A 19,646-nucleotide genomic window follows, 5' to 3' on the forward strand; every position below is an offset into this window, starting at 1 on the left:
AAATGCGCCTGCCATGTATCGGTCGGATTTCACGAAAACGGTGATTTGGTTTCCGGACAGGCCGATCCGGAAACATTTGCATACAAATGAAATTGCAGGGCCGTGCCGGTGGAAGGTGGGCGTCAGACGACGCCCATCATTCTTCTCGCACGCCCATGCTATTCCCGGCCACGTCGCGCGGCGTGGCCTTCGCGCGAACGCCGGCGCGGGGTGGCGTCGCCGGCGATGCCGTCTTCGCTCACCGTCTTGCGCGGCGGCAGCTTCACCGCCGCCGACAGTTTCGGGAACGGATCGACCTTGTTCGGCAACGCCATCGCATAGACGAAGTGCTCCTGGAATTTGGGCTCCAGTGCGGTCTCGATCTTCTCGATCTGGCTCACCGTCTCCTCGATCTCGCGACGATAGCCGCGATTGAGCAGCGCCATGCGCGCGCCCGCGCCGGCGGCGTTGCCGACGGCCGAGACCTTGTCGAGGTCGCAATCGGGGATCAGGCCCAGCACCATGGCGTATTTTGGATCGATGAAGGAGCCGAAGGCGCCGGCGAAGTGGATGCGGTCGACATGCTCGGTGTTCTGCTTTTCCATCAACAGCTTGGTGCCGGCATAGAGCGCCGCCTTGGCGAGCTGGATGGCGCGCACATCGGTCTGGGTGATGGTGATCTTCGGCTCGCCTTCCTTCAGCACGTAGGAGAAGGTGCGGCCGTTGGCGACGATACGCGGCGAGCGCATGCTGAGCGATCCGTCGACGACGCCGTCTTCCGAAATGATGCCGGCCAGATACATCTCCGCAACGATCTCGATGATGCCGGAGCCGCAAATGCCGGTGACGCCGGTCGCCTGCACGCTGTCGAGGAAACCCGGCTCGTCGGACCACAGTTCAGAGCCGATGACGCGGTATTTCGGCTCGAGCGTGTCGGGATCGATGCGCACGCGCTCGATGGCGCCGGGCGCGGCGCGCTGGCCGCCGGAGATTTCGGCGCCTTCGAAGGCCGGACCGGTGGGCGAAGAGGCAGCCACAACCCGCGCACGATTGCCGAGCACGATCTCGGCATTGGTGCCGACGTCGACGATCAGCATCATCTCGTCCTGACGATGCGGGCCCTCCGACAGCGTCACCGCCGCGGCGTCGGCGCCGACATGGCCGGCGATGCAGGGCAGCATGTAGAGACGTGCGCCCGGGTTGAGCTTGAGACCGATATCCGAGGCCTTGATGCGCACCGCGCCCGAGACGGCGAGCGCGAAGGGCGCGCCGCCGAGCTCGGTCGGATCGATGCCGAGGAACAGATGGTGCATGATCGGATTGCCGACGAAGACGGAATCCAGGATGTCGTTGCGCTGGACACTGCCTTCCGCGCAGACCTTGTCGACGAGGCCCGAGATCGCCTCGCGCACCGCGACCGTCATGCCTTCGCGGCCATCCGGGTTCATCATCACATAGGAGACGCGGCTCATCAGATCCTCGCCGAAGCGGATCTGCGGGTTCGACGTGCCTGACGAAGCGGCGACGCGGCCCGACAGCAGCGACACCAGATGCATGGCGATGGTGGTCGAGCCGATATCGCAGGCCAGCCCATAGGCCTCGTTCTTGAGGCCGGGCCACAAAGCGATGACGCGCGCGATATCGCTGTCGGCATCCTTGTGGATGGCGGCGGTCGCGGTCCAGTTGCCCTTGCGCAAGATGCCCTGCACCTGCGGCAGCAAATAGAAATCGAATTCGAGGTTCTTGAAGTTCCAGTCCTTCATCAGCGCGATCTTGAGCCGGTCGAGATCGCCTGAAGGATTGTGCATGTCGGGTTCTTCGATTTCGACATAGCACATGCGGATTGCCGTATCGCGCGCGATCACCCTGGTGTCGGCATCCTTGCGGATGGTCTGTGCGTTGATGACCGTGTCCTGCGGCACGTCGATGACAAGGTCGCCGAGGATCTGCGCCGAGCAGGAGAGGCGGCGCCGTTCCGGCAGGCCGCGCACGCGCTCATAGCGCTCTTCCTTGGGCCCCTTGGGCGAGATGTGGTCGTTGGAGGAGACGATCTTGTGCTTGGCGAAATTGCCTTCCTGCACCTCGATCTGGCAGCGCCCGCAAGTGGCGCGCCCGCCGCACACGCTCTCGACATAGACGCCGAGCTGGCGCGCGGCGTCGAGCACCGGCGTGCCGACCGGAAACCGCCCGCGTTTGCCCGACGGCATGAACAGCACGAGCGGATCGGTGATGTTGGTATGCGAATTCACGATTGCGCGCTTATCCCCTTGCCATGCGGGCTTCACGACCGCCACGACGGCGACCGCCATTGCCGCCGCCTTCGCCTGGTGCATTGACCGCCGTCGGAGCGGCGACCGCCTGGCCGCCTTCGGCCGGCTTGTAATCCTTATAGGTGCGAATCCAGTTGGTGCAATTCTCGTCGGTGCCGTTCAGAACGTTGGCGCCGCGCACGGCTTCCATTTCCTGCGGACGCACCGGGTTCATGATGGCCGATGTCATGCCGGCGCCGATCACCATCGGGATGAAGGCGGCGTTGATGCCGTGGCGGTGCGGCAGGCCGAAGGAGATGTTGGACAGGCCGCAGGTGGTGTTGACCTTCAGTTCCTCGCGCAGGCGCCGCAGCAGGGCGAACACCTGGCGGCCGGCGTCGCCGAGCGCGCCGATCGGCATGACCAGCGGGTCGACGACGACGTCATGCGCCGGAATGCCGAAATCGGCGCAGCGCTGCACGATCTTCTTGGCGACGGCGAAGCGCACATCCGGATCCATCGAAATGCCGGTCTCGTCATTGGAGATGGCGACGACCGGCACGTTGTATTTCTTGATCAGCGGCAGGATGGCTTCGAGTTTTTCCTCCTCGCCGGTGACGGAGTTGACCAGCGGACGGCCCTTGGCGACCTTGAGCGCCGCCTCGATCGCGGCGGTGACCGAGGAGTCGATCGACAGCGGCAGGTCGACCAAGCCCTGGACGATCTCCAGCGTCTGTACCAGCAATGCCGGCTCGGTCGCGTTGGGGTCGACGGCGGTGACGCCGGCATTGACGTCGAGCATGGTGGCGCCGCAAGCGGCCTGTTCCAGCGCGTCCTTGATGACGGTTTCGAAATTGCCGGCGATCATCTCGGCGGCGAGCTTCTTGCGGCCGGTCGGGTTGATGCGCTCGCCAATCACGCAGAAGGGCTGGTCGAAGCCGATGATGATTTCTCGTGTCGCCGAGGCAACGATGGTCCGGGTCATGAAATCTCTCCGTCGTGATATAAAGAGTTCTTTATATCGTTATCTCTTGTCGATCAAGCGAATGGTGGCTGTCCCGCAAGTCAATGCGCGGTCTTCACCATGTCCACCTGGGTTTCGGTAACATCGTCGTGCAGGATATGGTCGAGCCGGTCGGCGACCATCTGGTCGTCGCGGCGGATTTCGCGCTTCCACGGCTGGCGGCCCTTCAGCACGCCCGATTCGTCGACGATCTCGGCGACATACTCCTCCTGGCGGTAGGCCATCACATGGACGCCTGAAACGCCTGGGATTTCCTTCACCTCGTTGATGATGTCGATGCAGAGCTGCTTGCCTTCCTTCTTCTGGTCCTGGGCGCCTTCCAGCCGCTTGATGACGGTATCGGGAATATGTATTCCCGGCACGTTGGAGCGGATCCATTTGGCGGTCTTGGCCGAGGCGAGCGGTCCGACACCGCACAGGACGAACACTTTCTCCGTGTGGCCGAGATCGCGTGCCTTTTGCATGAAGGCCTTGAACATCGGCACGTCGAAACAATACTGCGTTTGGACGAACTGAGCGCCCGCGGCGATCTTCTTGCCGAGATGGATCGGGCGGAAGTCGAAGGGTGGTGCGAACGGATTGACGGCCGCGCCGAGGAACAACTGCGGCGGCGTGGTGAGCTTGCGGCCGGACAGGAACTTGCCGTTGTCGCGCATGATGCGGATGGTTTCGAGCAGCGACATGGAATCGAGGTCGAACACCGGCTTGGCGCCGGGCTGGTCGCCGGCCTGCACGCCATCGCCTGTCAGGCACAGCATGTTGGCGACGCCCATGGCAGCCCCGCCCAGCACGTCGCCCTGGATGGCAATGCGGTTCTTGTCCCGGCAGGCGATCTGCATGATCGGTGCGTAGCCCATGCGGGTCAGGAGCGCGCAGATGCCGACCGACGACATATGGCAATTGGCGCCCGACGCATCGACGGCGTTGATGGCATCGACCCAGCCGTCGAAGATCTTCGCCCTGTTGTAGACGTCTTCGGGATCGGCGCTGTCGGGCGGGTTGAGCTCGGTGGTGACCGCGAATTCACCGCGTCGCAGGACGCGTTCGAGCCGGCCGCGCGAGGTGTGGCCGGGCAAGGGGTCGAGCGGCAGATGGATGCCGGCCGGGTTCTCGTCACGCTGGCGGGCGATCATGCGGCCGCTCCGGTCGTCCCATCGGCCGCGGCTTCACGGGCCGCTGCCGCCTGCGCGGTGACGCGCAGCCAGGCGGACGTTTCGCGCAGCGACTGGTCGACCGGCTTCTGCACGGCGAGAATCCTGTCGCCGTGCTCCATGTTGCGCGCCCCCTCCCAGGCCTTGACCCAGACGCAAGGCATGTCGGGCTCCACCTCGCAATTGCCGTTGGCGCGCACGCCGCCACAAGGGCCGTTGCGCAGCTGCTTGGGGCAGTTCATCGGGCACGACATGCCGGTCGAGGACAGGATGCACTGACCGCACATGCGGCAGTCGAACATGAAGCCCTTGACGCGCTTTTCGACAAACTTCACCGGGGCCTCGACACGGCTGTAGCCTATGCCTTTCCACAAGGGATGCAGCAGGAGGAACGTGTCGGCGAAGCGGGCATAGAACCATTCGAGCAGGCGCGAGTGCCGGACCGACCATAATCTCACCGCGAAAGAACGCTGCACGCGGCGCTGCGGCGACACATCGGCCGGCTTGTAGTCGGATTTCGGTGCTGCCTTCTTGACCAGGGTGGCCTGGGTGACCGGCTGGAGGGCCGGGCTCTCCTTGGCGGGAATGGTTTCAGACATTTTCTTTGCCGCCCGCCTTCACCAGAGCGACCAGCCGCTCGCGGTCATATTTCGCGTCGAGGTCCTGGAATGCCTTCTCGACCTCGGCTTCGAGGTCGTCGCCGACCGGAACCGGATCGGCCTTGCGCCATTCGGCCAGATAGTCGTCGGTGCCGCCGGCGCCGGTGCGCATGGCGCACATGTCGATCGCCTCGGTGAAGCGCAACGGCAGTTCGCGCTTGGCGTTCTGGCGGCCTTTCCTGACGATGACCTGGGCAGGGATGTCGCGCCAGTAGACGACGATCAGATCGGCCATGAATTCTCACTCCTCGATCTGCGAGCATTGCCGCATGCGCAATTGGGCCGCTTGTTATGGGACGACGCGCGCGCATTCAAAAGCGACGCATTTGGATGTCGTAAAATGAAAGGCAATCTTCAATGTCGGCCTGAGGCAGAAATCAGCAGGAATGATCGATGCTGCCATCGAAGCCATTGTGCCTCAGATCGGCAATGCGGACGATCATGCTCCGTTTGGGATCGAATGGAAGATCCTGAAAAGCGAAGTCGCGATAGAAGTCTCTTACGCCTTCGTCCAGCGGGTGTGTGATAACGCCGATATTGCTGGAAAACCGCACCGCCGTCCTGAGCGCAAACAGGAGAAGGGAGCGCCCGCAGCCGCGTCCCTGATATTTGCGATCGACGGCCAACTGGCCGAGCAGGATTACCGGAATAGGGTCAGGCCGATTACGCTGTGCCGATTTGGGCAGGTATGCGCGTTCGATCTGGCCAGCGCTCAGCGCAACGTAAGCCGCTATCCCACCGGTTTCGGAATCACAGACGAGGCTCGTCCGCGACAATCCATCCTGCTGGTTGCGCCATGCATGACGGCGAAGCCAGTTGTTCAACGACTCGCGACCGCAATCGAAAGCGTCCCAGTCGTCATCCCCGGCGAGCGGACGGGGTGGCGTCAGTCCCGCCATACTGGCCTGGACGCAGCAAGCCTTTGCAGTCTGGGCTCGGTCTTTGGTGTCGATTTCGCCCAGGCCTCGAATTGTTCCCAATCAACGACGGGAATAACGACGACACGACCGCCCAAAACCTCCATCTCGGCGGCCTCAACAGCCTTGCGCCGAATGAAGTCGCTCAGATTTGTATGAGCCTGCTTGGCGGCGGCCTCGAGAATGTCACGCTCGTCCGAGGTGACGCGAACGCTGACAGGCGCCATGCTGGACATCGATAGGGCTCCATATTTTGTATGACAATAGCATACGATCGCCCGTATCGCCAGCGCTACCAGATGCCGGTTCTGAGCCCGGTCCAGAGATAGAACCAGATCGTCGGGTGGTACCACTGTTTAGATGGCAGGCTTGGATCGAACGTCACGAGTTTTCCGGCCAGAGCATCGCTGACCGCCTCGACGCAGATGTCGCGCGAAAACGCCGTTTGGCGCAGCGCATAGCTTGAGATCGTGTCGCCTGGTTTCGGCTGGCCGTATGCCTGTTTCAGCACGCCGCCCGTGTCCACGCCGGCATCGACCAGATGCACCGTGGTGCCGAAATTCGCGGAATCGCCTGATGCCAAAGCCCAGTAGCCGCCGTTCATGCCGCGATATTTCGGCGTGATGCCTGCGTGATAGTTGAGCACCGGGCAAGGCATCCTGGCCAACATGTCCTTCGACAGGAGTCGGCAGCCGTTAAGCAGGACGACGCCTGGCTGGATTCTCTGGATCGCCGCGAGACACTCCGGCCCATTGGCCGAGGCAACATGGATGATCTCCTGGCCCGGCCGCGGCTCGGTATCGAGCTTCTCCTGCGCAATCAACCGGGCGGCATGGCTGGCGTAGAGCCGCTTGCCCAGCCTGCTCAGCACCATCGTGCCGAACTGGCCGATGGCCTGTAGCCAGCCCTGGCGACGGGCACGGCCAAGCAGCAATCGCTTTTTGGATTCAGGGACTTCCAGGATCACGATGACTGGGCCGACACGATCGGCAATGGCGTTGACCATTGCCCATACGTGCTGGCCGCCTCCGGTGACAACCACGATCGGTCTCGGATTGGTTTCCGGTACTGCCATTGATCTTGCCACCCCCAACTGCCACGGCCGGAGCTTAGACGAGGCGGGTTAATCCTTGGTATGCCGGAGTCGTCAGGAAGGCTCCGCTCAGCGCTTGAACTCCATGATGTCGAGCTTCGATTCGTAATAGGGAGCGGGGAACTCGATGCGCCATTCCCCGGCGCTATTGCGGAAGGCGTAGCCGACCTGGTCGGTCCGGGGGCCGCTGCCATAGGGTTTTGCCTGATCGTTGTTGACGGAACCGGAGCCGAGATAGATCGCACGCTTTTCGCCGTCGTCGAAGAAGCGGCCCTTGGTGCGCTGCGAGCCGGTGAGCTTTTCCAGCCGCCAGCCGGAGCCGTCGTCGGTCACCCTGCATTTGAACCAGCCATAGATAACGAGCGGGCTCAGCCCGCCCACCTTGATGGTGCGGCATTGCCACTTGCCGGTGAGGTCCTTGTCGGAGAAGGCAACCAGCGGCTTGGCCAGCAAGGCGTCGAGCTGCCTGACCTCGCCAGGATTGCCCGCCTTCGCCTCGGCAAGAGCCGCCTTGCGCGCCTCGCCATATTTGTCCAGCCGCGCCTTGTCGGCGGCGGTGATCAGCTTCTGCACCTCGCCGTCAGCAAGCGCGGGCAAGGTGCAGCAGAGAAGGCCGGCAACGGCAAGCATCGGGCGAAGGGTCATCGGCATTCCTCGTCGGTGTCCGGCAGCCGACCACTGGACGGCGCCTTTGCATGGCTTGCGCGCAATTTACCCATTCGCGGCAGGCTGTCATCCGTGCTTAACAACGAAACCACGCCGCGATCCAAATTAAGGCAATTGGCCTGGGAACAGATCAAGGCCATTCTCCAGTAGAAGGCGGCGATCCGTCCTGTCTTCGCCTTCGGAAAGGGCGATAATCGCCAATCGCCGCGCAAGAGGGCCGCAGCCCAGCCAGCGTCAGACGTCAGCCGCGGCCTTGGCCAGCCCAGCCGTCAGATCGCCATAGCCTGTCGCGCGCCGCTCATAGACGAGGCCAAGCAGTTTCGCGGCCTTTTCCGCGACCTTGTCGAGCTCCGGATCGTCGGTCTGGGCCAGGTAGATCAGCTTCTCGTAATTGCCGAAATAGTCCTTGATCAGCTCCGGATGCCTGTCGAGACCGAGCGGCTTCATGAAGAAGGCATCGAATTGGCGGCAGAGGAAATCGGTCATGTAGAAGGACATCATGTCGTCGTCGGCGACCTTCGCATAGGCATCCATGCCCTGGTAGAAGGCGAAGCAATGCGGACCGGCCATGCGTTCGACGCCATGCTTCTCGCAGACCCGATCGAGCAGGCCGCCGGTGCCGCAATCGGCGTAACCGACGAAGATGTTGCTGTAGCCTTCCGCCTTGGCCTTTTCGATGGCCTTGTCCATCGCCGGCGCGATGCGGTCCGGATAGAAATGAAACTCGGCCGGAAGGCATGTCAATTCAAGGTGATCGAGCCCGAGCTGTTCCTTGACGGCCAACACCTCGCGCGCAATCATCCCGCAGGCGATGATGAGCAGCTTGTCCGCTTGATTCTGCTTGGGTCTGGGCATCTTCATGAAACCAGCCGAGCCGGCTTTCGTTGCTGTGGGGCGATCTACCGAGAGAGGGATAAACCGTCGATGAAACTGTTACGCATTGCGCCAATCGCAATCCTGGCTTGTGCCCTGGCCCTTTCGGCCTGTGCCAACACCGTCCGCGGCGTCGGCAGGGATATCAAGTCTACCGCGAAGGCCGTTGACGATACCGTCAAGAAACCCTGACCGCCGCTCCCGACATCTGGGAACAAAAAAGCCGCGCTGCAAGGCGCGGCTTCGTCTGTTGAGCGTCCGCCTTGCCTTGTATCAGGCGGAAGCGCGCACATTGTGTTTACGCTTCATGTAGTCCTTGGCCGTCTCGACCGCCACAGCGGCGTCGCGGCAATAGGCGTCGGCGCCGACCGCCTTGCCGAATTCCTCGTTCAGCGGCGCGCCTCCGACCAGGACGACGTAGTCGTCGCGGATGCCCTTTTCCTTCATCGTGTCGATGACGACCTTCATGTAGGGCATGGTCGTGGTCAGCAGCGCCGACATGCCGATAATGTCCGGCTGGTGCTGCTCGATGGCATCGAGATATTTCTCGACCGCATTGTTGATGCCAAGGTCGATGACGTCGAAGCCGGCGCCTTCCATCATCATGCCGACGAGGTTCTTGCCGATGTCGTGGATGTCGCCCTTGACGGTGCCGATCACCATCTTGCCCTGCTTGGGCGCGCCGGTGGCGGCGAGCAGCGGGCGCAGGATGAACATGCCGGCCTTCATCGCATTGGCCGACAGCAACACTTCGGGGACGAACAGGATGCCGTCGCGAAAATCCTCGCCGACGATGCGCATGCCTTCGACCAGCGCTTCCGTGAGCACCTTGTAGGGTGCCCAGCCGCGCTCGAGCAGGATGCGCGTGCCTTCCTCGATCTCTTCCTTCAGACCGTCGTAGAGATCGTCGTGCATCTGCTGCACCAACTCGTCGTCGGAAAGCTCGGAGAGGATAATCTCGTCGTCGGACATTGTTTCTCAGGCTCCTTGCTGCCGGGAACGACCATGGCAGCTTAAAATCAACGCGCCAATACCTAACCCGCAAGGGGCGGGTATCCATAGCTGATTTGCGACTTCCCGCAAAAGGAAAGCGACTGAAAAATCTATCGGTTTTCTTGTCGATTTTGCGACAGGCGTTGGCGCGGACGGGCCGTTTCGAATAGGGTGCATGGCTACGATCCGCCGGAAGCCGCGATAGGCGGCCACAACGGTTCCGGGCCGGGCGCTAGTCAAGCCGGTCCAAATTCAGGGAAGAACGATCATGAGCGAACACGCGGCAGTGGACCAGGAAGCGTCAAACGCGCGACGTGGACGCGGCGCCAGCGGCGGAGCGGCGGCAAGGCGGGCAGCGCGGTCGGGCGGCGGTCCCGGCACCCAGCTCACCTACATCAAGCGCAAGATCAACGTCTATGAAGTGCTGGACGAGGAAGGCCTGGCGCTGATCGAGAAGAACACCGACACGGTGCTCGAAGAAATCGGCATCATCTTCCGCGACGATGCGGAGGCGTTGCAGCTGTGGAAAGAGGCGGGCGCCGACGTCAAGGGCGAACGCGTGCATTTCCCGAAGGGGCTCTGCCGTTCGCTCTTGAAGACCGCGCCCCCCATCTACACCCAGCATGCCCGCAATTCCGAACGCTCGGTGCAGATCGGCGGCAATGCTACCGTCTTCGCCCCGGTCTATGGCCCGCCCTTCGTGCGCGACCTCGACGGCGTCAGGCGTTACGCGACCATCGAGGATTTCCAGAATTTCGTGAAGCTCGCCTATATGGCGCCTTCGATTCACCATTCGGGCGGCACCGTGTGCGAGCCGGTCGACGTGCCGGTCAACAAGCGCCATCTCGACATGATCTACGCGCACATCAAATATTCCGACAAGCCGTTCATGGGCTCGGTCACCGCACCGGAACGTGCTGAAGACACGGTCGCCATGGCCAAGCTGGTGTTCGGCGACGACTTCGTCGAAAACAACACGGTCCTGACCAGCCTGATCAACGCCAACTCGCCGATGGTCTTCGACGAGACCATGCTTGGCGCGCTGAAGGTCTATGCGCGCCACAACCAGGCCTGCATCGTCACGCCGTTCATCCTCGCCGGCGCGATGAGCCCGGTGACGGTGGCCGGCACGCTGACCCAGGTGCTTGCCGAGGTGCTTGCCGGCGCTTCGTTCACGCAGCTGATCCGGCCGGGCGCGCCGGTGCTGTTCGGCACGTTCGCCTCGTCGATCTCGATGCAGTCGGGCGCGCCGACCTTCGGCACGCCGGAGCCGTCGCTGGTATCCTACGGCGCCGCACAGCTCGCACGGCGCCTCGGCCTGCCGTTCCGCACCGGCGGTTCGCTCTGCGCCTCGAAAATCCCCGACGCGCAGGCAGCTTATGAAAGCGCCAACACGCTGAACTCGACCATTCTGGCCGGCACCAATTTCGTCCTCCATTCGGCCGGCTGGCTCGAGGGCGGGCTGGCGTCCTGCTACGAAAAATTCATGATGGACATCGACCAGCTCGGCATGACGCAAAAATTCTCCGAAGGCGTCGACCTGTCGGAAAACGGCCAGGCGATGGACGCCATCCGCCAAGTCGGGCCGGGCAGCCACTATCTCGGCTGCGACCACACGCAGGCGAATTTCCAGACTGCCTTCTATCGCTCCAACATCGCCGACAACAATTCATACGAGCAGTGGCTGGCCGAAGGCGAGAAGACCGCGCCGCAGCGCGCCAACGAACTCGCCCGCCGCTGGCTGGAATCTTATGAGGCGCCGCATCTCGATCCGGCGATCGACGAAGCGCTGAAGGACTTCATCGCCAAGAAGAAGGGGTCGATGCCCGACGCCTTCACGTGAAAGGAGCCCGAGTCAGGCGGGGCTAAAGTCGCCAACATCATCCACAAGGAAGTCTGGCGGAGCGCCTTCTCCGATCCGGTCAAGAAGGGATGATTCCTTCGCGCGGCAGGATGGAGGAGATTGCGGCCGCGCTTGGCGCCGACGGCCTCATCCTGCGTGGCGGCTTCACCTTTGGGGACGGCGAGGCGGCGCCTTGTGGCCGCTCCGGTGCACCAACCAGGTCGGCGCTGCTGGTGGGACAGGCGGGGGCAGCACCCTGGCCGCATTTTCTGCGCTGGCGTGAAAAGCAGCCGCGAGCAATCGCCAATCCGCTCGACACCTGGTCCCGGCAGGTCATAGGCGCGGTCGCGGAAGAATTCGGCGCACGCGCCGTGTCGCCGTCCGACAAGCCCTATCTGCCGTTCCAGCGATGGGCGATGCGGGCCGAGGGCCTGAAGCCGTCACCGCTCGGCATCCTCATGCATCCGCGATATGGGCTTTGGCATGCCTATCGCGGCGCGCTGCTGTTCGAGGACGAGATCGCGCTCCCGGAGGCTCGCGAGGCGGTCCATCTTTGCGACACCTGTGTCGACAAACCGTGCCTGAAATCCTGTCCGGTCAATGCCTATTCCATCCAAGGCTTCGCCTACCAGGCCTGCCTGGCGCATGTGCTCGGGCCGAGTGGCGGGCCCTGTTGTGACGGCGGCTGCCTTGACCGCAACGCCTGTCCCTATGGCACAGCCTATCGCTACCCCTCAGAGGTGCAGGCCTTCCACATGGCAGCGTTCGCGGGCCGGTAAGCTCGTCGCGCTGCCGCACGAAATGTTGACTGCCAAAATCAGGCAACAGCTTGCCCTGTCGGCGTGCCCGGATATGTATCGCCCAGCAACCGAACGGAGCTGGCGATGGCGAAACAAGACCTTCAGATCAAGACCAGGGACGGTATGGCGAGGGCGGGGCTGTTCCGCCCGGCCAACGCTTCCCCGCCCAAGGCCGGCATCATCCTCTATATGGATGCCTTCGGCCCGCGCCCCGCGCTCGACGGCATGGCCGGGCGGCTGGCGGACGAGGGCTATCCGGTGCTGGTGCCCGATCTCTTCTATCGCAACGCGCCCTACGGTCCGTTCGATGCCAAAACCGCGTTCGTCGAGGAAAGAACCAAGGTGCCGCTGATGGCGCTGATCAGCGCCACGACGCAGGAGATGACGATTGCCGACAGCGGCGCCTTCCTCGACGCACTCGCTGCCGAAGGCGTCACCGGGCCGATCGGCGTTGTCGGCTATTGCATGGGCGGCGCGCGGGCGCTGAACGCAGCCGCCTCCTATCCGGATCGCATCAGGGCGGCGGCCAGTTTCCACGGCGGCAATCTCGCCAGCGACGCGGCCGACAGTCCGCACCGCAAGGCGGGGTCGGTCAAGGCACGCGTCCATGTCGGCATGGCCGGCGTCGACAGGAGTTTTCCGCCCGAACAATCAGCGCGGCTGGCCGAGGCGTTCAGGGCGGCGGAAGTCGATTACGTGCTGGAGAATTATGTCGGCATGGCGCATGGCTGGTGCGTGCCGGACCACAGCGTCTACAACGAAGATGGCGCCGAGCGGCATTGGAACCGGTTGATCACCCTGTTTTCCGAGACGCTCGGGTAAAGCCAATCTTCGAGAGGTCGGCGCCGCCCCTCATCCGCCCTTCGGGCACCTTCTCCCGTAGAACGGGGAGAAGGAAGAGGTACCAGTAAAAAAAATCTTTCCCTCACCCCAAGGATTGGCCATTAGCCTTCGTCCAACAGGCAAATGATGGCGATGATGCTGGATGAGAGCGAAGCCTCCGACGCCGAACTGATCGGGCGGGCGAAGGGCGGAGACAGGGGAGCTTTCGGCGCGTTGCTCGAAAGGCACTATGACTTCGTCTATCGCGCCGCCTACCGCTGGTGCGGTCGGAAGGCGGACGCCGAAGACATCGCCCAGGAAGTCTGCGTCCGGCTCGGCAAGGCGATCCGCGACTATCGCGGCGGCAGCGCCTTCACCACGTGGCTCTATGCCATGACGCTGAACGCCGCGCGCGACATGATGCGCAAGAGCGCCCGCGAGACGGTCAAGACCGAAGCCTATGGCGTTCATGCGCTGATTTCGGGCGAGGCTCCGGCCGAGAACGAGGATCTTGCCGAGGCGCTGTGGGCCGCGGTGCGGCGACTGCCGGACAAGCAGCGCGACGCCGTGCTGCTGGTCTATGGCGAGGGCTTGAGCCACGCGGCCGCCGCCGAGGCGATGGCGATCTCGGAGACGACTGTTTCCTGGCACATCCATGAAGCGAAGAAACGGCTGAAGACGCTCATGCGTTCAGCCGGGGAAGTGTGACCATGGTCGACGAGAACGAACTCAAGAGGCTGCGCGACATAGTGATCCCGGCTCCCGGCGAGAGCGCGAAGGCGCGCGCCTTCGAGGCCGCCATGCGCGCCTATGATGAGGAAAATATTTCCGCTGTCAGCCAAGGATCGGTCGGCGGTCTTCGTCTCACAGAGCGAGCACGAAAGCTCTGGAGCGAAATCATGCAAAAGAAACTCATTGCCACGCCGGCTATTGCCGGGCTCGTCGCCCTGCCGATTGCCGGATACGCCACTTTCCATATGCTGAGGGAACAGCCGTCCACTTTCGGCGGCGGCGAAAAGATCACCGAGACGCTGGCCGACAAGCCCGCCACGGTGAAGCCGCTGGCTAAACAGGCCACGGGCGATCAGGCGATCGACAAACCGCTCGCAACGAGCGCGCCTGAGAAAGACAAGAAGACCGACGCGGAAAGCCGCGACGAAACGGAGGCCTTGGCGGCGCCGAGCAAATCCGAATCGGCCGTTGCTGGAGGCCTGGCGCCGCAGAATGCGCAGGAACAGGTTGCGCCGGCGGAACCTGCGCCACCTGCGCCAACGGGCGAGTTCGCCCTGGATAGCACTGCCGCGCCCAGCACGTCGCGAGCCGCACGCATGTCCAAAATGATAGCACCGCAGCAGCCCGCCATGGCGCCGGCGGACCAGATCGCACCACAGGAGGAAAACCGCGATCGCGTCCAGGATTTTAAGACCAATCCGGTACATTCGGCACTCGAGGACCCGGTCTCGACCTTTTCGATCGACGTCGACACCGCCTCCTATTCCTTCGTGCGCCGTTCGCTGAAGGAGGGCTTCCTGCCGCAGGCCGACACGGTGCGGGTCGAGGAGATGATCAACTACTTCCCCTATGACTGGAAGGGGCCGGATGCGGCGTCGACGCCGTTCAATTCGACCGTCAGCGTCATGCCGACGCCGTGGAACGCGCACAGCAAGCTGATGCATGTCGCCATCAAGGGTTTCGACGTCAAGCCGGCCGAGCAGCCCAAGGCCAATCTGGTGTTCCTGATCGACGTCTCGGGCTCGATGGACGAACCGGATAAATTGCCGCTGCTCAAGGCGGCATTCCGGCTGCTGGTCAGCAAGCTGAAGGCCGACGACACCATCTCGATCGTCACCTATGCCGGCGATGCCGGCACGGTGCTGATGCCGACAAAGGTTGCCGAGAAGGACAAGATCCTCAACGCCATCGACAATTTGCAGCCGGGTGGCTCGACGGCCGGCGAGGCCGGCATCAAGGAGGCCTACAAGTTGGCCGAGCAGTCCTTCATCAAGGACGGGGTCAACCGCGTGATGCTCGCCACCGACGGCGACTTCAATGTCGGCCAGAGCGACGACGACGATCTCAAGCGCCTGATCGAACAAGAGCGCAAGAGCGGCGTCTTCTTGTCGGTGTTCGGCTTCGGCCGCGGCAATCTCAACGACGAGATGATGCAGACCATCGCCCAGAACGGCAATGGCACCGCCGCCTATATCGACACGCTGGCCGAGGCGGAAAAGGTGCTGGTGGAGGATGCCTCCTCGACGCTGTTCCCCATCGCCAAGGACGTGAAGATCCAGGTCGAGTTCAATCCCGCCAAGGTCTCGGAATATAGGCTGATCGGCTATGAGACCCGCGCCTTGAACCGCGAGGATTTCAACAATGACCGGGTCGATGCCGGCGAGATCGGCTCGGGCCATTCGGTCACCGCAATCTACGAGATCACGCCCAAGGGCAGCGGCGGCGAACGGATCGATCCGCTGCGCTATGGCCAGGCCGCGATGAACAATGGTGGCGTCGCCAATGCGGACGAATACGCCTTCGTCAAGATACGCTACAAGCTGCCCAACGAGGACGTCTCGAAGCTGATCACCACGCCGGTGACGTCAGCCAACGAGGTGGCATCCTTCGACCAGGCCGGCGCCGACCAGCGTTTCTCCGTCGCCGTCGCGGCGTTCGGCCAGAAGCTGCGCGAGGAGGATGCAACGGCGAAGTTCGGCTACGACAAGATCTTGGAGATCGCCACAGCCGCCCGGGGAGCCGACCCGTTTGGGTACAGGTCCGAGTTCCTCTCGCTTGTGCGCCTTGCCTCGGCGCTGGGCGGCAACCGCTGATGTTGATGACGGTCGGTTTCTTCCAGATGGGGTCGTTCTGATGGGAAAACCGGCCACGGGCGGGTGAGGCGAGGCCGGCGAGGGGGCATTCCCTGCCGGCCCGTTTTTTGCGGGAATTTGCGATCGTTAAATTGCGCGGCATTTCCGGTACCGGATCGCAATTCCTCTTGTTACGCCGGATAGGTGTGTGGGGCTGAGGGAGCCGGAATTGCAGATCAGGACTACCGCCAACTCGACACCGCCGGCACGGGACGCTTCGGCGGCCGCCCAATCAGCCGAATCCAGGCGCATCGGCGACGATGTCGCGCAGGCGCGCCACACCGCCATGTCGGCTCTGACCAACGACCGTTTCCGCATTATGCTGGAGCAGATCACCGATCCGGTTTCATCCGGAGCGCTGATGACGATGCGCGGCGCCAATGTCGTCGATCTTAAATCGGCGCAGTCGAGCTACGCCGACAACAGCGAATAATTAGAAAGCGGTGGCTTCAGGCCCGGCTGCGACGACGCTCGCGTCGGGCCTCACTGGTCTCGGCGGTGTTCGCCGTGGCCACCTTGTTGCGCATCGGACCGATGCGCTCGACGATCGTCTCGACGGTCGGACGATCCGCCTTGGTGTGGGCGTCGAGCGCCTTGCGCATGGCGGCCAGGTGCTGGAACGAGGTACCGCAGCAGCCGCCGATGATTTTCGCGCCGCCGTCGACGGCAAGGCGCACATAGTCGGCCATCAATTCGGGCGTGCCCGAATAGTGGATTTCGGTGCCGCGGAATTCGGGGATGCCGCAATTGCCCTTGACGATCACGGTTGCCTCCGGCTTCGCCTGCGTCATGTCGAGCAGCGAGGCGAGGATGTCGGAAGCGCCAACCCCGCAATTGGCACCGACGCCGAGCGGGGCTTGCGACAAGCCGTCGGCGACGCCGTGTATGTCCTTCGGCAGCAGGCCCATCATGGTGCGGCCGGCTGTGTCGAAGGACCCGGTATAGGTATAGGGCAGGCCGACGCGGATCGCCGCTTGGGCGGCGGCACGGATCTCGTCGGGCGCCGACATGGTCTCGATCCAGGCGACCTCGGCGCCGCCCTCCTTGAGGCCTTCGATCTGCTCGGCGAAGGCGTCGACTGCCTCGTCATAGGTCATGGCGCCGAGCGGCACCAGCAACTCACCGGTCGGGCCGACGGAGCCGGCGACGATCACCTTGCGCCCGGCCTTGTCGGCAACGGCGCGGGCGATCTCGGCGGCGCGCTTGTTCAGGGCGTGCACGCGGTCCTGGGCATGATGCAGCTTCAGCCGGTGACGGGTGCCGCCGAAGGAGTTGGTCAGGATGATGTCGGCGCCGGCATCGACGAAATTCTGGTGCAGGCTGGTGATGGTGTCGGGCTTGGTCTCGTTCAGCAGCTCCGGCGCCTCGCCAGCCTCCAAACCCATTGCGAACAAATTGGTGCCGGTGGCGCCGTCAGCCAAAAGCACGCCTTTTTGCGCCAGCAGCGCGTCGATCGGGTTGGTCGTCGTCATCGGATTGGCTTTCACATTCTGAATTCGAATAAGGATATAAACAAGTCTTTATGTCCAGTCAATAAAATAGCGACGGCGGAGTCGCAGTTGAAGGGCGCGGTTACGGGTGCCCGCTGTCATGCGGAACCTGATGGGAACGACATGCCAGCCAGATTGCGCGCGAAGCTTGCTGCCTCATGCGGGTTGACGTCGGCGGCCCGGATCAGATTGTCGAAATGCCGGGTCAAGGCTTGGACCGGCTGGGTGGCGTTCAGCACGACGTACATGTCGCCGACATAGATGGCGGCGCGGTAGGGTCCGAAAATGGTGAGCGGGATCGAATAGCGCATGCGGCCGTCGTAGAGAAACAGGCGGAAAGTCGGATAGAGATCGTCAAGCAGCGTCGCCATATGGGCGAGTTGCTGCCGACGGTCGGCCTCCGGAAAGCGGTCCCAGACGCCGAGGCCGCGTGCGAAAATCTCCAGCGTGTGTCGCGGCATGCAGACTTCCATGTCGGTCTCCGGGCGCCGGTTGTATTCGATGCGGTACTGGGTCTCGCTGGCCTGTGCGAGCCTGCTCCTGTTGGTGATGTTTGCCTCATAGTCGACCAGCGCGTGCGTCCGCAGAAGATCGGGGATGCCGGCCGGCACATAGCGGATCTTGGTGCCCGCGGCCTCGGCGAACCATCTGGCCAGAAGCGTGCGGTCGAAACCGTCGGGTGCTTCCTCGATTTCCAGGCTTTCGCGGATTTCACCAGTGACGCCCTCGTCCTGGCTGAGGCCGAGCAGCCAATCCAGCGACACTTTGAACTCGGCCGCGATGTTGAGCAGCGTTTCGGCCCGCGGCAAGCGCGTCGACGCGCCCGACATCAGCTGCGACAGCGCCGACCGATCGATGCCGACGGCGGTGGCGAAGGCGGACTGGTTGAGGTCGGACCGTGTCAGGAGCAGCTTAAGACGCTCCCGAAAGATCGCTGACAAATCCCGTTTGTCCATCTCCCGACTCTCCGAATCATGAGGAAAAATTTTCGCCGGAACGCCCTGACGAGGCGCTTCAGGCGCAAATGAATCCCTAGGTCTGTTTACAATCTGTAACATGTGCGGTTGAAAATGCGCAATCGCAACATTTTGTACACTTTGTCTCGTTGAGTGGAATCGTTTCTCCTGACACTATGCTGTCAGGAGCCACTGGGGTTCCGGCGACTGAGGGGCAGTGGTCGATAGCATGACTGGCAAGAGCATCAGGCGACGCAATACACCGGCCATCGAGTGGCCAACCGTAGCCCTCGCTTTCTTCTGTTACGGAGCATGGCTCGCCACCGGCCTTCTGCTCTGGCCGTCCTATCCGATCTTCGCGCTCGCTCTCCTCGGTTTCATCCTAGCACTTCAGTCGTCGATCATGCACGAAGTGCTGCACGGCCATCCGACGCGCAATGCCCTGATCAACGAGGCTTTCGTCTTCCTGCCGATCGGTCTGGTCTGGCCGTTCCGCCGCTTCAAGACGCTTCATCTGCGCCATCATGCCGACGAGCGCCTGACCGATCCGCTCGACGATCCGGAAAGCTACTACCAGGCGCTTTGGCAGCATGACGACCTGCCGCGAGCAATGAAATTCCTGCTCAGGATCAACAACACCATGGCCGGCCGGTTCTTTCTCGGTCCCTGGCTGTCCTGCATCGGCTTCTTCATCGACGACGCCAAACATATGATGGCCGGCGACAAGGCCATCCGCAAAGCCTGGCTGCTGCATGCGATCGGCCTCGCCGTCGTGGCGCCGATCGTGCAGTTCGGCTTTGGCATTCCGCTTTGGCTCTATATTCTCCCGGTGTGGCTCGGCCAGTCGCTGATCGCGATCCGCACCTTTGCCGAGCATCAATGGTCCGAGCATCCCGAAGGCCGCACGGTGATCATCGAGCGCTCGCCGCTGTCGTTCCTGTTCCTCAACAACAATTTGCACTTCGTCCACCACAAGACCCCAACGGTGGCCTGGTACAGACTGCCTCAGCTGTTTCGCGAGCGTCGCGAGGAATGGCTGCGGATGAACAATGGCTATGCCTATCCCAACTATTTCGCGCTGATCAGGTCCTATGCTTTCAAGGCCAAGGAGCCGATCGTGCATCCGGTGTTGCGGCGCCAGCCGGAGCCGGGCAGGGCGTTCAAGCCGCGCGTCAGGGCGCGCAGCATCAGCGGGCTCGGCACCGCGCCAGTCCCGGCCGAGCCGCCCAAGGAATGAAGCCCGCGACACGACGGACGGTGTCGGCTA

General features: G+C 62.9%; 20 protein-coding genes. 7 read left to right on the forward strand and 13 right to left on the reverse strand.

All coding sequences use genetic code 11. The features are described from left to right. Positions 1 to 158: 158 nt before the first annotated feature. From FJ959_RS17500 to FJ959_RS17555, 11 genes are all read right to left on the reverse strand, one after another. Positions 159 to 2,288 (reverse strand): ASKHA domain-containing protein, encoded by a 2,130-nt coding sequence (locus FJ959_RS17500; RefSeq protein WP_140495647.1) that lies wholly within the window; start codon positions 2,286 to 2,288, stop codon positions 159 to 161. After that, the gene (locus FJ959_RS17505; protein ID WP_140495648.1) at positions 2,239 to 3,213 is read right to left on the reverse strand and encodes a methyltetrahydrofolate cobalamin methyltransferase; all 975 of its coding nucleotides are present in this window, start codon (positions 3,211 to 3,213) and stop codon (positions 2,239 to 2,241) included. The genes FJ959_RS17500 and FJ959_RS17505 overlap by 50 nt, the downstream gene beginning before the upstream one ends. 80 nt (positions 3,214 to 3,293) lie before the next feature. Continuing rightward, complete coding sequence (locus tag FJ959_RS17510) at positions 3,294 to 4,385, reverse strand: methylenetetrahydrofolate reductase (protein ID WP_140495649.1); 1,092 nt, start codon at positions 4,383 to 4,385, stop codon at positions 3,294 to 3,296. After that, positions 4,382 to 5,002: a methylenetetrahydrofolate reductase C-terminal domain-containing protein gene (locus tag FJ959_RS17515; RefSeq protein WP_140631086.1), complete on the reverse strand. Its 621-nt coding sequence runs from the start codon at positions 5,000 to 5,002 to the stop codon at positions 4,382 to 4,384. The genes FJ959_RS17510 and FJ959_RS17515 overlap by 4 nt, the downstream gene beginning before the upstream one ends. Then, positions 4,995 to 5,297, reverse strand: a complete 303-nt coding sequence (locus tag FJ959_RS17520; RefSeq protein WP_140555040.1) for a virulence factor — start codon at positions 5,295 to 5,297, stop codon at positions 4,995 to 4,997. Before FJ959_RS17520 ends, FJ959_RS17515 begins: the two co-directional genes overlap by 8 nt. 142 nt (positions 5,298 to 5,439) lie before the next feature. Beyond that, positions 5,440 to 5,961 (reverse strand): GNAT family N-acetyltransferase, encoded by a 522-nt coding sequence (locus FJ959_RS17525; protein WP_140631088.1) that lies wholly within the window; start codon positions 5,959 to 5,961, stop codon positions 5,440 to 5,442. Then, the gene (locus FJ959_RS17530) at positions 5,949 to 6,215 is read right to left on the reverse strand and encodes a DUF6290 family protein (protein ID WP_140521108.1); all 267 of its coding nucleotides are present in this window, start codon (positions 6,213 to 6,215) and stop codon (positions 5,949 to 5,951) included. The genes FJ959_RS17525 and FJ959_RS17530 overlap by 13 nt, the downstream gene beginning before the upstream one ends. Positions 6,216 to 6,271: 56 nt before the next feature. Further along, positions 6,272 to 7,054: a formyl transferase gene (locus tag FJ959_RS17535; protein ID WP_140631091.1), complete on the reverse strand. Its 783-nt coding sequence runs from the start codon at positions 7,052 to 7,054 to the stop codon at positions 6,272 to 6,274. Positions 7,055 to 7,141: 87 nt separating this feature from the next. Next, positions 7,142 to 7,717, reverse strand: coding sequence for a DUF4893 domain-containing protein (locus tag FJ959_RS17540; RefSeq protein WP_140521106.1), 576 nt, complete (start codon positions 7,715 to 7,717; stop codon positions 7,142 to 7,144). 255 nt (positions 7,718 to 7,972) lie between these two features. Further along, positions 7,973 to 8,599 carry a DUF1638 domain-containing protein gene (locus FJ959_RS17545; protein ID WP_140516331.1) on the reverse strand — a complete coding sequence of 209 codons (627 nt, stop codon included), beginning with the start codon at positions 8,597 to 8,599 and terminating at the stop codon, positions 7,973 to 7,975. A 285-nt stretch (positions 8,600 to 8,884) separates the two neighbouring features. Then, positions 8,885 to 9,583 (reverse strand): B12-binding domain-containing protein, encoded by a 699-nt coding sequence (locus tag FJ959_RS17555; RefSeq protein ID WP_140495658.1) that lies wholly within the window; start codon positions 9,581 to 9,583, stop codon positions 8,885 to 8,887. A 289-nt stretch (positions 9,584 to 9,872) separates the two neighbouring features. Here FJ959_RS17555 and FJ959_RS17560 point away from each other — a divergent pair, with 289 nt between their 5' ends. From FJ959_RS17560 to FJ959_RS31810, 6 genes are all read left to right on the forward strand, one after another. Further along, the gene (locus FJ959_RS17560; protein WP_140495659.1) at positions 9,873 to 11,447 is read left to right on the forward strand and encodes a trimethylamine methyltransferase family protein; all 1,575 of its coding nucleotides are present in this window, start codon (positions 9,873 to 9,875) and stop codon (positions 11,445 to 11,447) included. 89 nt (positions 11,448 to 11,536) lie between these two features. After that, positions 11,537 to 12,226: a 4Fe-4S dicluster domain-containing protein gene (locus FJ959_RS17565; RefSeq protein WP_140631093.1), complete on the forward strand. Its 690-nt coding sequence runs from the start codon at positions 11,537 to 11,539 to the stop codon at positions 12,224 to 12,226. A 105-nt stretch (positions 12,227 to 12,331) separates the two neighbouring features. Beyond that, complete coding sequence (locus FJ959_RS17570) at positions 12,332 to 13,069, forward strand: dienelactone hydrolase family protein (protein WP_140516327.1); 738 nt, start codon at positions 12,332 to 12,334, stop codon at positions 13,067 to 13,069. 147 nt (positions 13,070 to 13,216) lie between these two features. After that, entirely contained in the window at positions 13,217 to 13,777 is a 561-nt protein-coding gene (locus FJ959_RS17575; protein WP_140516325.1) for an RNA polymerase sigma factor, read from the forward strand. 2 nt (positions 13,778 to 13,779) lie between these two features. After that, the gene (locus FJ959_RS17580) at positions 13,780 to 15,894 is read left to right on the forward strand and encodes a VWA domain-containing protein (protein WP_140579811.1); all 2,115 of its coding nucleotides are present in this window, start codon (positions 13,780 to 13,782) and stop codon (positions 15,892 to 15,894) included. 208 nt (positions 15,895 to 16,102) lie between these two features. Further along, entirely contained in the window at positions 16,103 to 16,366 is a 264-nt protein-coding gene (locus tag FJ959_RS31810) for a hypothetical protein (RefSeq protein WP_181165302.1), read from the forward strand. Positions 16,367 to 16,382: 16 nt separating this feature from the next. On the opposite strand, the gene bmt is transcribed toward FJ959_RS31810, so the two are convergent. Both bmt and FJ959_RS17595 read right to left on the reverse strand, forming a co-directional pair. Next, a complete protein-coding gene (bmt, locus tag FJ959_RS17590; protein ID WP_181171974.1) occupies positions 16,383 to 17,405 on the reverse strand; it encodes a betaine--homocysteine S-methyltransferase in 1,023 nt (340 codons plus the stop codon). Positions 17,406 to 17,521: 116 nt separating this feature from the next. After that, a complete protein-coding gene (locus FJ959_RS17595; RefSeq protein ID WP_140521099.1) occupies positions 17,522 to 18,379 on the reverse strand; it encodes a helix-turn-helix transcriptional regulator in 858 nt (285 codons plus the stop codon). Positions 18,380 to 18,608: 229 nt separating this feature from the next. On the opposite strand from FJ959_RS17595, the gene FJ959_RS17600 reads away from it, so the two are divergent. Beyond that, complete coding sequence (locus tag FJ959_RS17600) at positions 18,609 to 19,616, forward strand: fatty acid desaturase (protein WP_140631096.1); 1,008 nt, start codon at positions 18,609 to 18,611, stop codon at positions 19,614 to 19,616. The last annotated feature ends 30 nt before the right edge of the window (positions 19,617 to 19,646 follow it).

This window comes from Mesorhizobium sp. B2-2-4, from assembly GCF_006442375.1.
Classification (GTDB): Bacteria; Pseudomonadota; Alphaproteobacteria; order Rhizobiales; family Rhizobiaceae; genus Mesorhizobium.

What these genes read in the sequence shown, in the direction of transcription:
- FJ959_RS17570 (WP_140516327.1), top strand. Translation starts at nt 12,332, where the DNA reads ATGGCGAAACAAGACCTTCAGATCAAGACCAGGGACGGTATGGCGAGG.
- bmt (WP_181171974.1), bottom strand. Translation starts at nt 17,405, where the DNA reads ATGACGACGACCAACCCGATCGACGCGCTGCTGGCGCAAAAAGGCGTG.
- FJ959_RS17500 (WP_140495647.1), bottom strand. Translation starts at nt 2,288, where the DNA reads ATGGCGGTCGCCGTCGTGGCGGTCGTGAAGCCCGCATGGCAAGGGGAT.
- FJ959_RS17510 (WP_140495649.1), bottom strand. Translation starts at nt 4,385, where the DNA reads ATGATCGCCCGCCAGCGTGACGAGAACCCGGCCGGCATCCATCTGCCG.
- FJ959_RS17575 (WP_140516325.1), top strand. Translation starts at nt 13,217, where the DNA reads ATGGCGATGATGCTGGATGAGAGCGAAGCCTCCGACGCCGAACTGATC.
- FJ959_RS17530 (WP_140521108.1), bottom strand. Translation starts at nt 6,215, where the DNA reads ATGTCCAGCATGGCGCCTGTCAGCGTTCGCGTCACCTCGGACGAGCGT.
- FJ959_RS17555 (WP_140495658.1), bottom strand. Translation starts at nt 9,583, where the DNA reads ATGTCCGACGACGAGATTATCCTCTCCGAGCTTTCCGACGACGAGTTG.
- FJ959_RS17515 (WP_140631086.1), bottom strand. Translation starts at nt 5,002, where the DNA reads ATGTCTGAAACCATTCCCGCCAAGGAGAGCCCGGCCCTCCAGCCGGTC.
- FJ959_RS17580 (WP_140579811.1), top strand. Translation starts at nt 13,780, where the DNA reads ATGGTCGACGAGAACGAACTCAAGAGGCTGCGCGACATAGTGATCCCG.
- FJ959_RS17560 (WP_140495659.1), top strand. Translation starts at nt 9,873, where the DNA reads ATGAGCGAACACGCGGCAGTGGACCAGGAAGCGTCAAACGCGCGACGT.
- FJ959_RS17540 (WP_140521106.1), bottom strand. Translation starts at nt 7,717, where the DNA reads ATGACCCTTCGCCCGATGCTTGCCGTTGCCGGCCTTCTCTGCTGCACC.
- FJ959_RS17595 (WP_140521099.1), bottom strand. Translation starts at nt 18,379, where the DNA reads ATGGACAAACGGGATTTGTCAGCGATCTTTCGGGAGCGTCTTAAGCTG.
- FJ959_RS17535 (WP_140631091.1), bottom strand. Translation starts at nt 7,054, where the DNA reads ATGGCAGTACCGGAAACCAATCCGAGACCGATCGTGGTTGTCACCGGA.
- FJ959_RS17525 (WP_140631088.1), bottom strand. Translation starts at nt 5,961, where the DNA reads ATGGCGGGACTGACGCCACCCCGTCCGCTCGCCGGGGATGACGACTGG.
- FJ959_RS17505 (WP_140495648.1), bottom strand. Translation starts at nt 3,213, where the DNA reads ATGACCCGGACCATCGTTGCCTCGGCGACACGAGAAATCATCATCGGC.
- FJ959_RS17565 (WP_140631093.1), top strand. Translation starts at nt 11,537, where the DNA reads ATGATTCCTTCGCGCGGCAGGATGGAGGAGATTGCGGCCGCGCTTGGC.
- FJ959_RS17545 (WP_140516331.1), bottom strand. Translation starts at nt 8,599, where the DNA reads ATGAAGATGCCCAGACCCAAGCAGAATCAAGCGGACAAGCTGCTCATC.
- FJ959_RS17600 (WP_140631096.1), top strand. Translation starts at nt 18,609, where the DNA reads ATGACTGGCAAGAGCATCAGGCGACGCAATACACCGGCCATCGAGTGG.
- FJ959_RS17520 (WP_140555040.1), bottom strand. Translation starts at nt 5,297, where the DNA reads ATGGCCGATCTGATCGTCGTCTACTGGCGCGACATCCCTGCCCAGGTC.